The organism is Cohnella sp. GCM10027633, assembly GCF_042675445.1.
Lineage (GTDB): Bacteria > Bacillota > Bacilli > Paenibacillales > Paenibacillaceae > Cohnella.
In genome coordinates this window covers 167,710-180,767 of the sequence record NZ_JBHTGV010000010.1, presented here as the reverse complement: position 1 = coordinate 180,767, position 13,058 = coordinate 167,710, and the positions used below count along the sequence as shown (strand labels likewise).

Annotated in this window: 10 protein-coding genes; 8 read left to right on the top strand and 2 right to left on the bottom strand. The window is 60.8% G+C overall.

Annotated features, from left to right (window positions below):
• Position 1: 1 nt before the first annotated feature.
• The 3 genes from ACFQZG_RS20415 to ACFQZG_RS20405 all read left to right on the top strand — a co-directional run bounded on the left by ACFQZG_RS20415 (position 2) and on the right by ACFQZG_RS20405 (position 5,424).
• Positions 2-640 (top strand): peptide-methionine (S)-S-oxide reductase MsrA, encoded by a 639-nt coding sequence (locus tag ACFQZG_RS20415; protein ID WP_378155858.1) that lies wholly within the window; start codon positions 2-4, stop codon positions 638-640.
• 123 nt (positions 641-763) lie between these two features.
• Positions 764-3,124, top strand: coding sequence for a beta-galactosidase GalA (galA, locus tag ACFQZG_RS20410; RefSeq protein ID WP_378155856.1), 2,361 nt, complete (start codon positions 764-766; stop codon positions 3,122-3,124).
• A gap of 23 nt (positions 3,125-3,147) precedes the next feature.
• On the top strand, positions 3,148-5,424 hold the full coding sequence (locus ACFQZG_RS20405; protein WP_378155854.1) for a hypothetical protein: 2,277 nt from the start codon (positions 3,148-3,150) through the stop codon (positions 5,422-5,424).
• A 90-nt stretch (positions 5,425-5,514) separates the two neighbouring features.
• Here the strand turns inward: ACFQZG_RS20405 and ACFQZG_RS20400 are convergent, their stop codons facing one another.
• The gene (locus ACFQZG_RS20400) at positions 5,515-7,452 is read right to left on the bottom strand and encodes a hypothetical protein (RefSeq protein WP_378155852.1); all 1,938 of its coding nucleotides are present in this window, start codon (positions 7,450-7,452) and stop codon (positions 5,515-5,517) included.
• Positions 7,453-7,582: 130 nt separating this feature from the next.
• Between ACFQZG_RS20400 and ACFQZG_RS20395 the strand changes: the two genes are divergently transcribed.
• The 4 genes from ACFQZG_RS20395 (at position 7,583) to ACFQZG_RS20380 (ending at position 10,986) form a co-directional block, all read left to right on the top strand.
• Positions 7,583-8,905, top strand: coding sequence for a glycosyltransferase family 2 protein (locus tag ACFQZG_RS20395; protein WP_378155850.1), 1,323 nt, complete (start codon positions 7,583-7,585; stop codon positions 8,903-8,905).
• A gap of 93 nt (positions 8,906-8,998) precedes the next feature.
• Positions 8,999-9,349, top strand: coding sequence for a DUF3243 domain-containing protein (locus ACFQZG_RS20390; protein ID WP_378155848.1), 351 nt, complete (start codon positions 8,999-9,001; stop codon positions 9,347-9,349).
• 113 nt (positions 9,350-9,462) lie between these two features.
• Positions 9,463-10,239, top strand: coding sequence for a tryptophan-rich sensory protein (locus ACFQZG_RS20385; protein ID WP_378155846.1), 777 nt, complete (start codon positions 9,463-9,465; stop codon positions 10,237-10,239).
• Positions 10,240-10,392: 153 nt separating this feature from the next.
• Positions 10,393-10,986 (top strand): DJ-1/PfpI family protein, encoded by a 594-nt coding sequence (locus tag ACFQZG_RS20380; protein WP_378155844.1) that lies wholly within the window; start codon positions 10,393-10,395, stop codon positions 10,984-10,986.
• Between the two features lie 477 nt (positions 10,987-11,463).
• Here ACFQZG_RS20380 and yyaC read toward each other — a convergent pair whose 3' ends face one another.
• The gene (gene yyaC, locus ACFQZG_RS20375) at positions 11,464-12,060 is read right to left on the bottom strand and encodes a spore protease YyaC (protein WP_378155842.1); all 597 of its coding nucleotides are present in this window, start codon (positions 12,058-12,060) and stop codon (positions 11,464-11,466) included.
• A gap of 210 nt (positions 12,061-12,270) precedes the next feature.
• Here yyaC and ACFQZG_RS20370 point away from each other — a divergent pair, with 210 nt between their 5' ends.
• Entirely contained in the window at positions 12,271-12,957 is a 687-nt protein-coding gene (locus ACFQZG_RS20370) for a response regulator (protein WP_378155840.1), read from the top strand.
• Positions 12,958-13,058: the final 101 nt, after the last annotated feature.

Below are 13,058 nucleotides of genomic sequence, written 5' to 3'. Positions count from 1 at the left end.
GATGAGCGAGAACGAGGTAAGACGAGACGCGCTCACGCTCGGCATGGGCTGCTTCTGGAGTCCGGAGGCGTTATTCGGCGCGATGCCGGGCGTCGTCCGGACGCGCGTCGGTTACGCCGGGGGAACGACCGCCGAGCCGATGTATAGGGACATGGGAGATCATTCCGAGGTCGTGGAGATCGACTTCGATCCTGCGATCGTTCCCCTCGAGCGATTGCTGGAGACGTTCTGGACGAACCATAACCCCGTTAATATAAACGGGTATAAAGGACGGCAGTATCAATCGATGCTGTTGTACCGAGACGAGGAGCAGGAAGAGGCATTTCATCGGGTTAAGGATCTCATGGAGACGTCCCAAGGGAGCTTGGCGACGGAGATTGCGCCTCTTCGGGCGTTCCATCTGGCGGAGCCGAGGCACCAGAAGTATTACGTGAAGAGGTTCCCCGACGCGATGGCGAAGCTATGCAAGCGCTATCCGGACGAAGAGGCATTGCACGCGTCGACCTTGACCGCCAGGCTGAACGGGTTGGCGAAAGGCTTCACGAACCTCGAACGAATCGTGCGGGAAGCCGCGCAATGGCAAGTCGGAGAACTCGAGAGAGCGGAATTGATCGCATTAACGAAGAGCATACGCTGGTAGCGGAGAAGAGGCGATCATTTCGCCTCTTTTTTCATATTGCACGGTTTTTCGCATTTTTCATAATAGACCCTCCGTCCGCACCGTGATACCGTAGCTTGGAATAGCGGATGGAGGATGATCACGATGACCGGAGCGCCGAGATGCAAGACGAGGTTCGACGAAGATTGGATGTTCCATAAGGGCGATATACCGATTCCTTACGCCGTTAAGGGCGGCATGACCGGGGGAATTACGGACTGCGGCGCGCGCGAGGAAGGCGAGTGGCTGGAGATCGCTTATGTCGATAAAGAAACGAAGCAAACGCAAACAGGATGGAAGCCTGTCCGGTTGCCGCACGATTGGGGCATCGAGGGGCAGTACGTCAACGACGAGAATCTGGGCTCGCGCGCGGGAAGCCATGGTTACCTGCCGACGGGCGTCGGAGTATATCGGAAAAGATTCCAAGTCGCCGCCGACCAGCTCGGTCGCGTCTTGTCGCTGCAGTTCGACGGGGTGACGGGGAGAAGCACGGTATGGGTGAACGGCCATCTGATCGGCGAACGGTTCGGCGGCTCGACGAGCTTCGCGTACGACTTGTCCGACGTGCTTCGCTACGGGGACGAAGGGGACAATATCGTCCTCGTGAAGGTGGACGCGACGGACTACGAGGGCTGGTGGTACGAGGGCTGCGGCATCTACCGGCATGTCTGGCTGGAGTCGACGGATTCGCTTCACGTCGCCCGATGGGGTACTTACGTAACGACCCCCGAAGTGTCCGAGGCGCAAGCGACCGTGCGCGTCGAGACGAGAGTGAACAACGCGAGCGCGGCGTTGCGGACGTTCGAGCTGCGGACGTTCGTTGACGGGGGCGAACCGGTCGTCCGGACGCACGAGATCGAGGGACTGGACGAACTTGTTGTCTCAGAGAGCCTTAGCGTGCCGCTGCCGAAGCTGTGGTCGCCGGAGCACCCGAACCTGTATACGGCGATCGTGGAGATCTACGAGAATGGCGCGCCGATCGACCGTTACGAGACGGCGTTCGGCATCCGGACGATCGCGTTCGACGTCGATCGAGGATTCGTTCTGAACGGAGAGCCGTATCTCATCAAGGGGACGTCCAACCACCAGGACTTCGCCGGCGTCGGCGTCGCGCTCCCCGATTCGCTCGCGGCTTACAAGCTGAAGTTGTTGAAGGAGATGGGTTGCAACGCCTATCGAAGCGCCCATCAACCGCCTTCGCCGGAGCTGCTCGACCTGTGCGACCGGATCGGCCTGCTCGTCATGGACGAGAACCGCAAGCTCGACAGCAGCGCGAGAGGGTTGTCCGAGCTCACGAGCATGATCGTGCGCGACCGCAATCATCCGTCTATCGTCCTGTGGAGCCTGGAGAACGAAGAGGTACTCGAGGGGACGGTCATGGGCGCGCGCATCGTGAAGACGATGGCGGAAACGGCGCGCAAGCTGGATCCGACGCGGCCGACGCTGGCGGCGATGAACCATGGCTGGGATACCGGGGGCTACGTCGATTCGCTCGATATCGTCGGGTACAACTACGGACACCGGGGCGCGGACGTCGACGGCCGCCGCAAAAGCCCGAACCGGCGCATCGTCGGCAGCGAATCGGCGAGCTACACGACGACGAGAGGCGCCTACGAGGACGATCCGGTCAGAGGCTATGCTTCGTCTTACGGCACGGGTATTCCGTCTTGGGGCTGCACTCCGGCGAAGTCATGGGGCGACGTACTGCGTAACCGGTTCTTGTCCGGCGTCTTCATCTGGACCGGCTTCGATTACCGGGGCGAGCCGACGCCGTACGAATGGCCGTGCATTAACGCGCATTTCGGCATGATGGATACGTGCGGCTTCCCTAAGGACGTCTACTATATGGTCCAGGCGATGTGGACCGAGGAGCCGATCGTGCACCTGCTGCCTCATTGGAACTGGGAAGGACGCGAAGGCGAGACGATGCGCGTCGTCGCGTACACGAACTGCGACGCGGTGGAGCTGTTCCTGAACGGCAAGTCGATCGGCGAGCGGCGGATCGAGCCGCTGGAGAGCGCGGAGTGGGACGTCGCGTACGAGCCCGGCGAGCTGAAGGCCATCGGTCGGCGCGCAGGAGTCGTCGTCGCGGAAGGCTTACGGGTCACGACGGGCAAGCCGCACGCGATTCGGTTGGAGCCGGACCGTACGAACTGCGCCGCGGACGGAACGGATGTCGTTCCCGTGCGCGTCAGCGTCGTGGATGAACGGGGGAACGTGGTGCCGTATGCCGATAACGAGGTCGCGTTCAGAGTAGAGGGCGCGGGTTCGCTGCTCGGCGTGGGCAACGGTAACCCGAGCAGCCACGAATCCGACTTGGCGGGCGTCCGCAGAACGTTCAACGGATACGCGCTGGCGTTGCTTCAGGCAGGGACGGAAGCTGGAGCGTTGACACTGCAAGCGAGCGCCGCAGGTTTGCTGCCGGCAACGGTAGTCTTGCAGGTCGTCGGCGGAGAGCGGGCGTAACGACGATGAAGGAGGATTCGGGAATGCCGAATAGACGGTTAGAGCTGCAAGACGCCGCGGTCAGCCTTGCGGGGGCCGTAACGTCCTACAGGGACGCGAAGCCGATCGAGCGCTGCGAGGTCGCCCTGGACGGATCTGGCGACGGCCAAGAGACGGCGCTTGGTCCGGATTGGACGGTGAAGGTGACGAGCGAAGGCACGGTAGACGATACGGAAGGCCTTGCGCTGCAGGCGGTGTTTCGCGCGAAGAACGGTTCGCCGTCTTCGGCCGTCTCGCTCGTCTATCGCTGGGACGACTGGTCGGAGGACAACTTCGTGCTCGTGCCCGGCGCGGTGTACGCGGGCAATCGGTTCGAAGCGAGGGAGCTGCCCTATGCGCCGTGTTGGACGAAGATCGACGAGCGCGGGCCGAACGCGCCGACGATCATTACGGACGTACCGAGGTTGTCGCTCGAATCCGGGAAGCCGTCCGCATTCCATCTGCTCGCGGGCGACGCCGCGACGCCCGCGGTAGGGGTCGTGGACGCGAAGACGGGGACCGGATGGCTGTTCGTCACGGAACAGGGAGCGGAGCTCGGGGATACGTCCATTCACGTGGAGGAGAGCGAGGACCGCGGAACCGCGACGATCTCGTTCCAGTCGCCGGGCGTCCGGCCGCATCTGAAATACGAGATGGCCACGACGAAGGTGCCGAGCCCGGATCGGGGGCACGACTTCGCGCCGGGGGAACGGGCGACGCTCGTCTGCCGCGTATACAAGTTCCCGTGCAAGGACATCGGCGGCTTGTTCGAACGGTTCGCCGAGGCGCGCAAGCGCGGCGACGAATCACGGGTCGGCGGAGAGCTGGCGCCGAGCCTGCCGTTCTCCGCTGCATGGGCCGTTCAGGAGCGGAAGTATAACGCCCTGAACTGGAAGGAGCCGCTCGGCTATTACGCGGTCGGAACGGTCGACCAGAAGCACCAGGATTGGCAGGTCGGCTGGACCGGCGGCGGGATGTCTAGCCTCGCGCTGCTGCTGGAGGGAGAGCGGTTGTCGGCGGATCGCGCGCTTGCTACGCTTAGGTTCATGTTCGGCGAGGATAGCCAGTCTCCATCGGGCTTTTTCCGCGGGGTATGCCACAACGGGCAGTGGTACGGCGACGAGTTCAACGGCGATCCAGATCGACCTCATCCGGAGGAATGGCATATTTTGCGCAAGAGCGCGGACGCGTTGTACTTCGTTATGAAGCACTTGCATGCGGTGGAACGCGTTCGCCCGGGCTATTCGGTACCGCCGGAGTGGCTCGCGGGAACGAGACGTCTGGCTGACGCGTTCGTCGGACTGTGGCGTAAATACGGGCAATTCGGCCAATGGGCGAACGTGGAGAACGGCGAGCTTCTGGTCGGGGGCTCCGCTGCGTGCGGCATCGCTCCGGCGGGACTGGCGTTGTGCGGGGCGTATTTCGGAGACGAATCGTACGCGGAAGTCGCGGAGCAATCGGCGCTGCAGTACTACCGGCAATTCACCGCGAAGGGCGTGACGACGGGCGGCCCGGGCGAGATTCTGCAATGTCCGGACAGCGAATCGGCGTTCGCGCTGCTCGAATCGTACGTGGTGCTATATGAGGTTTCGGGAGACCGCGATTGGGTCGGTAGAGCCGAAGAAGCCGCGTTGCAGTGCATGACATGGTGCGTGTCTTACGACTTCCGGTTCCCGGCGGGGTCGACGTTCGGCCGCCTCGGCATGCGCACGACGGGTTCGGTCATCGCCAACGTGCAGAACAAGCACAGCGCGCCGGGCATCTGCACGCTGTCGGGCGATTCGCTGTTGAAGCTTTACCGCGCGACCGGCAAGTCGATCTATCTCGAGTTACTGCGCGACATCGCGGGCAACCTGCCGCAATACCTCTCCTTGGAGGAGCGTCCGATCCGAGGCTGGGACGGCGTCGACCTGCTGCCGGGGTACATGAGCGAGCGGGTCAACATGAGCGATTGGGAAGGCGCGGACCTAGTCGGCGAAGCGCTGCCGTTATCGTGCTGGTGCGAGGTATCGCTCATGCTGACGTACGCGGAGGTTCCCGGCATCTACGTGAACAAGACGAGCGGAGAAGTAACGGTGCTGGACCAAGTGTCGTGCAGTCTGGAGCGGGCAGAAGACGGCGGCTATGCGCTGACTGTAAGTAATCCGACCGCTTACCCGGCTCGGGTGAAGCTGCTGGCGGAGAACGAAGCGGAAGCGGGAGCTCCGCTAGGCGCCTGCGCCTCGCCGTTATGGCGGCGGATCGAGGTAGGAGCGGGAGAGACGGTTCGTGTGGCGTTGTAGCGAGAATTGAAATTACGGTAGATCGACGGATTCAGAAAAAGAGACCTCTGGGGTCTCTTTTTTCATGCAAGCTTGTACGGATTTTTCCGTTCAATCGACTCGGTTCATACGGACATGCATATAAGGATACAGCAGAATGAGGCCGGCTACGTACAGCCCGAACGCGAACCAGGCGGGCAGCAGATGGACGAAGTCGGTGTAGCCGATGTCGAAGTGGATGCCCAGGCCGGCGATGAACGCGGGAGCCCCGCCGAACAGAAGCGTCCGCCACAGCCAGCGGCGGCCGATCTGGATGCCCCAGAGCGAGGCGGCGAGCAGCGCGACCGCATCCGCGAACAGCGCGCCTCCGAAGCCGGCGCGGTCGTGGGCGATGAGCGGGACGAGCTTGTCGTTGAACGCGGTAAGCTGTTCGGACGTCATGCCGAGGAATACGAGGTCCGAAGGTACGAATACGCCTAGGATGCCGACGCCCGCAATCGTCAGCCCCCCGACCGCGAGCGAGCCTCCGAGCGTTACGAAGCAGAGCTGGCCCCAGAGCGCCCGCCGCCACAGCTTGTCGTTGATTAGCGATGCGGGGCTGCGGTCGACGAGCTCCGGCTTGTCTCTGCGCAACGACAGCAGGAACAACGGGAGCAGCGCGACCGCGGCCGCGGCGTGAAGCGGGTCGAAGAAGCCGTAGCCGAGATACAGCAGGAAGCTCGGGAAGCCGACCGCGCAGGAGGCGAACGCGGCGGTTCTCGCCCAGTGCATCCCTTCCCTCATGCCGTGCTTGGCGAATTGGGTGTATAGAATACCGAGAGACAGCATCGTGCCGGCGAGCGTAATGCGGTCATGCGACATGAAATGAAGCAGGTGGCCGTTGAACGCGCGAAGCTCCGCGGCGGTCGCGCCGAGAAACCGTTCGTCGTACGGCAGCAGCACGGCGGTGCTCGCGACGAACCAGGCGGCGAGTCCGCCGACGATCATGCCGAGGCCGAGCAGGTACATCCATCCCCAACTGCGGAAGAAGGAAGCCGGCTCCGGTTCCGGCTGATCCGATATCCGCTCATGGACGATCGCGTCGTTAATTCGCTTGGGCAAGCCCGGTCCGGAGAAGACGAAGCCGCTGCCGACGAGCACGGCGGTCGCGCCGGCTTCGAGAAACGCGATGGCATCGGCCGGCTCGTGCGCGCCAGCGGCAGCTTTGACGATCCAATCCTCCGGCGCGGACGGATGCGAACGGGCAAGGCGCACGAGTGCGAGCGCGCCGTCCCGCAAGAAGACGCCGTCCTGGGCGCTTCCGTCGTCCCGGGCGAGTCCGCCGCCGATGACGATGCCTCGCCAATCGGGTAGGGTAAGCGAATCGAACAGTTCGATCATACGCGTGCTCGGAAATTCCGAAGGAATGAAGATGAACAACGGTCGCCGTCGCTCGTTATCTTGGGACTGCATCCATGCGGCGCACGCGGACAAGAGACGGGACGCGTCGGGATGACGATCATGCCGCCCGCTATAGACGTCGACGTAGAACCCCGCGGCGCCAGCCGTCGTTAGCTTATCGAGCATAAGAACAAGTTGGCGTTCCGCATCGTCCGACGTCGATTCGGGCATCGGCGAGACGCGGACGTATTGCGGCAAGTCGTGCCCGGGCGCGGCGATACGGCGCACGATCGCTTCCGCGCCGTCGTTCTCGAGCGCATCGGGATAATCGATGCGCTCCCGTTCCTTATCGATGACGATGGGACGGTCGCACGCGATCGGCTCGGCGGTGACGGGGCCGATCTCTATGAAGCCGAAGCCGAGCCTCGCCAACCCGCGGCGCGCGGTTCCCTTCGGGTCGATCGTTCCCGACAGGCCGACCGGTGTCGGCGACCAGCCGGTTTCGAGCAGAGGCGAAGGCTCTTGATGCCCCAGCGTCTTGATGACGAAGGCGCCCCAGGGCATGCGCCCTACCGCGCCGAAGGCGGCGAGCGTCGCCCGTCTGGCGGCTCGCGCCGGCATGCGGAACAGAAGAGGGCGAAACAGGGTCTGATACGACCAATCCGGCACGAAGAACCCCGCCTTATCATCCGAGTAGATTTGTGAAGAGTATAGCATGAATCGCATTAACTTTTAATCCAATTAATGTAATTATAATATATCGATTCCCATGTGAACGGCGCTATTTTATAATAGAAGCATGCTTACACCAAGAACCCGCACACGCAAATATTACCCGGTGAAGACGAAATTCGTCTTCAGTCACGCGGTTGCATTCGCATGGATGGCCGTTTCGATCGTATTGTCGATCCCGTGGGTGAACGAGCTCGGTTCCTTGACGACTTGGCCCGCGGCGCTATTGATTATCGTGGGATTATCTTATATACCCGGCTACATGAACGCGTTCATGCTGTCCAGCTTGTTGATCGACCGGCAGCCGAAGGCGAAGCATTCGAATCCGTACGACGCGATAACGGTTCTGATCGCTTGCTACAACGAAGAGGAGGGCATCGCGGAGACGTTGGGTTACATCGCTAAGCAAGATTACGACGGACAGATTCGCGTAATCGTCGTCGACAACCAGTCGACCGATCGCACCGCCGAAGCCGCTCAGGCAGCGGGCAAGCGTCTCGGGTTGCGGTTGAACGTGCTGCGCGAGCCGAGACCGGGGAAGAATCATGCGCTCAACGCCGCGCTGCGGCATGTCGGAACACCGCTCATGCTGACGTTGGACGCGGACACGGCCATGCATCGGTCGGCGCTTCGGCACATCGTCGCAAGAATGAAGTCGGCTCCGTCCGACGTATGCGCGGTGGCCGGTGCCGTATTGGTGCGCAACAGCCGGAGGGAGCTGCTCGGGAGAATTCAGGAATGGGACTATTTTCTGGGTATCGCCAGCATTAAGAGGTTGCAGGGGCTGTTCCAGGGGACGCTCGTCGCGCAAGGGGCGTTCTCGCTCTATCGCACGGAAGCCGTCAAGCAAGTCGGGGGGTGGCCGGATGCGATCGGGGAAGACATCGTGCTCACCTGGCGGTTTCTCTCGAATGGATGGAAAGTGTACTTCGAGCCGCTTGCCGTCGCTTTCACGGTCGTTCCCGTCAGCCTGAAGCACTTCATGAGGCAGCGCAGCCGGTGGGCGAGAGGCATGATCGAGGCTCTTAAGGTCGTGAAGCCTTGGCAACAGCCTTCTCCTTATGCGAGGTATCTGACGTTCTGCAATCTCGTCATGCCTTACTTGGACTTCGCTTACACGTTCTTCTGGATCCCCGGTCTAGTCGCGGCGATGTGCGGCTACTATTACATCGTCGGGATAACGACGTTGCTCGTGCTGCCGTTGACGATCGGCGTCAATCTCGTGCTGTACCAATACCAGAAGCGGGTGTTCAGGTCGCTCGGCCTGCGCATCCGCCGCAATTATATCGGTTTCGTCGCTTACGTGTTCTTCTACCAAATGCTCATGAGCCCCGTCTCCGTATGGGGGTACGTCCAAGAGGCGTTCAAGCTGAGGCGCGTCTGGAAGTAACGGATTTACGGCTAATGAGGAAAAGGGTTCGCGGCGGATGGACTTGGTTACAATGGTAAGGCATTCGATCAAGACTATCCGGGAGGAACGCCCATGTCCGAGCATAACCATGTCGTCGAGAAGGACGGAGATATACACCCCGACCGGGTCGAGCGCGCGATCGCGAGCATCGACGCGGACGAGAGGGAGCGGATTCTGCGGAACTTCGAGGCGTTCAAAGGCTACCTGAACGAGCGGATCAAGATGGCGCGGAGCATCGGCTTGACCGAGGAGCAGATCGCCGTCATCGCGCAGGAGGTCGCCGAATATCTAGCCGATCACGAGGAGGCGCGCAACAGCGAGGAGAAGCTGCTGAAGGAGCTATGGCGGAGCGGCACGGAGGACGAGCGCCATATGCTCGCCCATATGCTCGTCCGCATGGCTCAGTCGCGTAGTTCGCATTGAAAGAGAAGGGCGTTCCGGGCCGGTACGATCGGCGGAGGGCGCCCTTCTTCGCGTTTGAAGTGCGGTTCGCAAGGTGAATAGAACGTAAATCGCATCGTTGGAGGAGGATGGACATGAATCGTCTGAATCGATGGTTGAACGTACTCGGGCTCGCGTTCGCGCTAGGGGTGAACGGGCTCGCGGTCATGGGCAGGCTCGGGGGCGCGACGACGGAGGAGCTGTCGGAGAAGCATCCGTCGATGGTCGCTCCGGCGGATTACGCGTTCTCGATCTGGTCGTTGATCTATGCGCTCTCGATCGGCTTCGTCGTCTATTCGTTCACGGACGCGGGCAAACGAAGCAACGCCGTGCAAGCGATCGGAAGCTGCTTCTTCTTGAGCTGCCTGTTGAACGGCAGTTGGCTCGTCGCTTGGCATTACGAAGAGTTGTACGTCAGCCTCGCGATCATGCTTGCGCTGCTGTTGGCCGTCGGGACGACGTACGCGATCGCGAAGTCGCGGGACAACGGGGCGCTGACGACGGGGGAACGATGGTGGGTCGTGCTGCCGTTCAGCGTCTACCTCGGTTGGTTGTGCGTCGCGGCGACCGTGAACTTGGATATCGTGCTCCGGGCCGCGGAATGGGATAGATTCGGTTTGTACGAGACGTCTTGGTCGATCGTTCTGCTAATCGCGGCGGCGTTGGCGGGCTTGCAGATCGGCAGAAGGTATGCCGACGCGCCGCTTCTGCTCGCCGTCGTCTGGGCGCTCGCGGCCGTCTATGTCAGCCAACGGGAGCTCGAGGCGACGGTGTCGAATACGGCGCTCGCCTGCGCGGCGGTGCTGTTCCTGTGCGCGGTGTTGCTCCTGCTTCGTACGGGACGGAAGAGACATTCGGTTCACATAGCGTGAATCCGAGCTAGTCTGCGGGCGAGTGAACATGGACCTAAGCGAATCGCCGGATTCGACGGCAAACTCCCGTCCCTGCGCCGCATTGACCGCGCTTGGAACGACCTCTCATAATGATAAGCGTGTTACAAGAATTTACAGTTAGGAGCGTGTTCGATGTCCAAGCGGGTGCTGATTGTTACGGGAGACGGAGCGGAGGTACTGGAGGTCTATTATCCGCTGTTCCGTGTGAAGGAAGAGGGCTACGAGGCGGTCATCGCCGCGCCGAGGCTGAAGACGCTCTATACGGTGTGCCACGACTTCGTCGACGGATGGGATACGTATACGGAGAAGCCAGCACACCAACTGGCAGCGGACATCGCGTTCGCGGACGTCGCGCCGGGCGACTATGACGCTCTGATCATCCCGGGCGGCAGAGCGCCGGAATTCATTCGCAACGATCCGGACTTGCCTCGCATCGTCCAGCATTTTCTCGACGCGGATAAGCCCGTCGGCGTCATCTGCCATGGGGCGCAAGTATTCCTGGCGCTGCCGAACCGCTCCTACTTTGCCGGCAAGACGGTCAGCGCGTACAACGCGTGCAAGCTGGACGTCGAATCGCTCGGCGCGCGCTACGCGGACGGGACGCTGCAGGTGGACGGCAAGCTTGTCAGCGGCCATGCGTGGCCCGATCTGCCCGGCTTCATGCGCGAGTTCTTGAATTTGCTGGGGCGCGCGTCGCACAAAGAAGTGTCCGCTGCCGCAAACTGATTCATAGGGCGATTATGCAAGGGCTGTCCCAGGGTCGATTGACGACCGGAGGGACAGCCCTTCGTGCGTGTGTTATTGGTCTTGGTTCGGCGGCCTGTTGCGGGTGCAATAACGGCCCCTCGCTCCGCTAACTCGGTCGTAGCTTAGGGATTGCTCGCAATAACGTCCTCACGCTCCACTAACTCGGTCGCAGCTTAGAGATTGCTCGCAATAACGGCCCCGCGCTCCACTAACTCGGTCTCAGCTCAGAGATTGCTCGCAATAACGGCCCCTCGCTCCGCTAACTCGGTCGTAGCTTAGGGATTGCTCGCAATAACGTCCCCACGCTCCACTAACTCGGTCGCAGCTTAGAGATTGCTCGCAATAACGGCCCCGCGCTCCACTAACTCGGTCTCAGCTCAGAGATTGCTCGCAATAACGTCCCCACGCTCCACTAACTCCGTCGCAACTCAGAGATTGCTAACGTCCCCACGCATACTACGTCGCAGACGCCTCGGGCAGCACCGCTTTAGCCTCCTGCCTTGGGAACATCGTGAGCGCCAGATGCAGGCTGCGCGAGATGAGGTCGGCCATTCGCGTCACAAGATAGAGTCGCGTGCTCTGGAGCAGGACGAGCTCCATGAAGCCGCCGAGGTTGACGACGCCGGACAGGTGGATGTCCCCGACCGGCGTCAGCTTCTTGCCCACGCCGGAGCCTGGACGCAGCGGCCCTTCGGCGACGATGACCGAGCCGACGCTGCCGCTCATGCCGAGGCAAGCGTCGATGGCGATGACGAACGGTCGCTCGGTCGAAGCGTACAGCCGGTCCAACGTAACGTCGAGGTTCATCGCGTGCACCGGCTCTTCGAGCGTGCCGTACACGTCGAAGTCGGGACTGCGGAATTTGCGAAGCGAAGAGCCGACGAGCGGACCTAGAGAGTCGCCTGTCGATCGGTCGGTGCCGACGCAGACGATCGCGATCCGATTGCCCGGCGGAAGTCGCTTCATATAGTCTCGAAGCTGCGTGGCGAGCCGGATCGTAGCTCCAGGGTCGGTCACTGCGATGCGGTAAGGCCATGCAAAATAATGTTCCATCGTATCACTTCCCGAATATGGAGCATAACTGTGCGCGGAAGCTCCTTTTCCTCAATGATACGAAATGTATCTCAAAAACGTTGTCGGAATTTAGGCTGCACCGCAAAAAAAAAGAAAACACCGCTTCGGACCTCTGCTCTGTTCAGAGAATGTCCAACGAGAGATGTTACTCTCTTAAAAGAATAAACTTACACCGAAGAGGTCGAAAACGTGAAGACGCAAATCTTAATCGTGAGAGATAGAGAGTCGTGCGCGTCCGAGACTCTCGAGTCGATTCAAGCCGAGCAGGATATGGAAGTCGTCGCCGTCGTGGACCATGCACTCAAAGCCGTCGAATACATGTGGCAGCGGCACCCGGTTCATCTGATCTTGCTGGATCATGTGATGCCGGAGCAGAAGGGCGTCTCGTTCATTCAGTCCATCCGAAGAATCCGTCCGGGCATGCCCGTGTTGGTTATGTCGACGTTCGAAGACGAGGATACGATCGTCCGATATCTCGCCCATGGCGCGAACGGGTATTTGGTGAAGAATCGGAACTTCTCCAACCTGGCGCAGACAATTCGGGACATTCTCAAGGGACAGCACGTATACCCCGATAATGTGGCAGCCCTGCTGTCGCAGTATTTGTTGCGCCAACTGAGCGGCACTCCCGGCAGCAATCAACTTCCGTCCGAGATGGCCGATCGATTCACGGTCAGAGAGAAGCAGATCATCGATCTGTTGGTACAGCGGATAAGCAATCAGGAGATTGCGGAAACCCTGTTCCTGTCGGAGGGCACGGTCAAAAACCATTTAACGCAAATTTTCGCCAAAATTCCGGCTAAAAACCGCCGGGAAGCGATCAGAATATTGTCGCAATCCGTTGAACATCCTCCGCTTAAACGGGGTGGATTGTAAAATCATGACGAAAAGTCACTTCTGATTCTGGTTCTTTTCGCTTATATTGGAGCTTGAGTATGCTGGGGCGATATTACTATTTTATGGAGATTAATCTAGGT

What these genes read in the sequence shown, in the direction of transcription:
- ACFQZG_RS20415 (WP_378155858.1), top strand. Translation starts at nt 2, where the DNA reads ATGAGCGAGAACGAGGTAAGACGAGACGCGCTCACGCTCGGCATGGGC.
- galA (WP_378155856.1), top strand. Translation starts at nt 764, where the DNA reads ATGACCGGAGCGCCGAGATGCAAGACGAGGTTCGACGAAGATTGGATG.
- ACFQZG_RS20405 (WP_378155854.1), top strand. Translation starts at nt 3,148, where the DNA reads ATGCCGAATAGACGGTTAGAGCTGCAAGACGCCGCGGTCAGCCTTGCG.
- ACFQZG_RS20395 (WP_378155850.1), top strand. Translation starts at nt 7,583, where the DNA reads ATGCTTACACCAAGAACCCGCACACGCAAATATTACCCGGTGAAGACG.
- ACFQZG_RS20390 (WP_378155848.1), top strand. Translation starts at nt 8,999, where the DNA reads ATGTCCGAGCATAACCATGTCGTCGAGAAGGACGGAGATATACACCCC.
- ACFQZG_RS20385 (WP_378155846.1), top strand. Translation starts at nt 9,463, where the DNA reads ATGAATCGTCTGAATCGATGGTTGAACGTACTCGGGCTCGCGTTCGCG.
- ACFQZG_RS20380 (WP_378155844.1), top strand. Translation starts at nt 10,393, where the DNA reads ATGTCCAAGCGGGTGCTGATTGTTACGGGAGACGGAGCGGAGGTACTG.
- yyaC (WP_378155842.1), bottom strand. Translation starts at nt 12,060, where the DNA reads ATGGAACATTATTTTGCATGGCCTTACCGCATCGCAGTGACCGACCCT.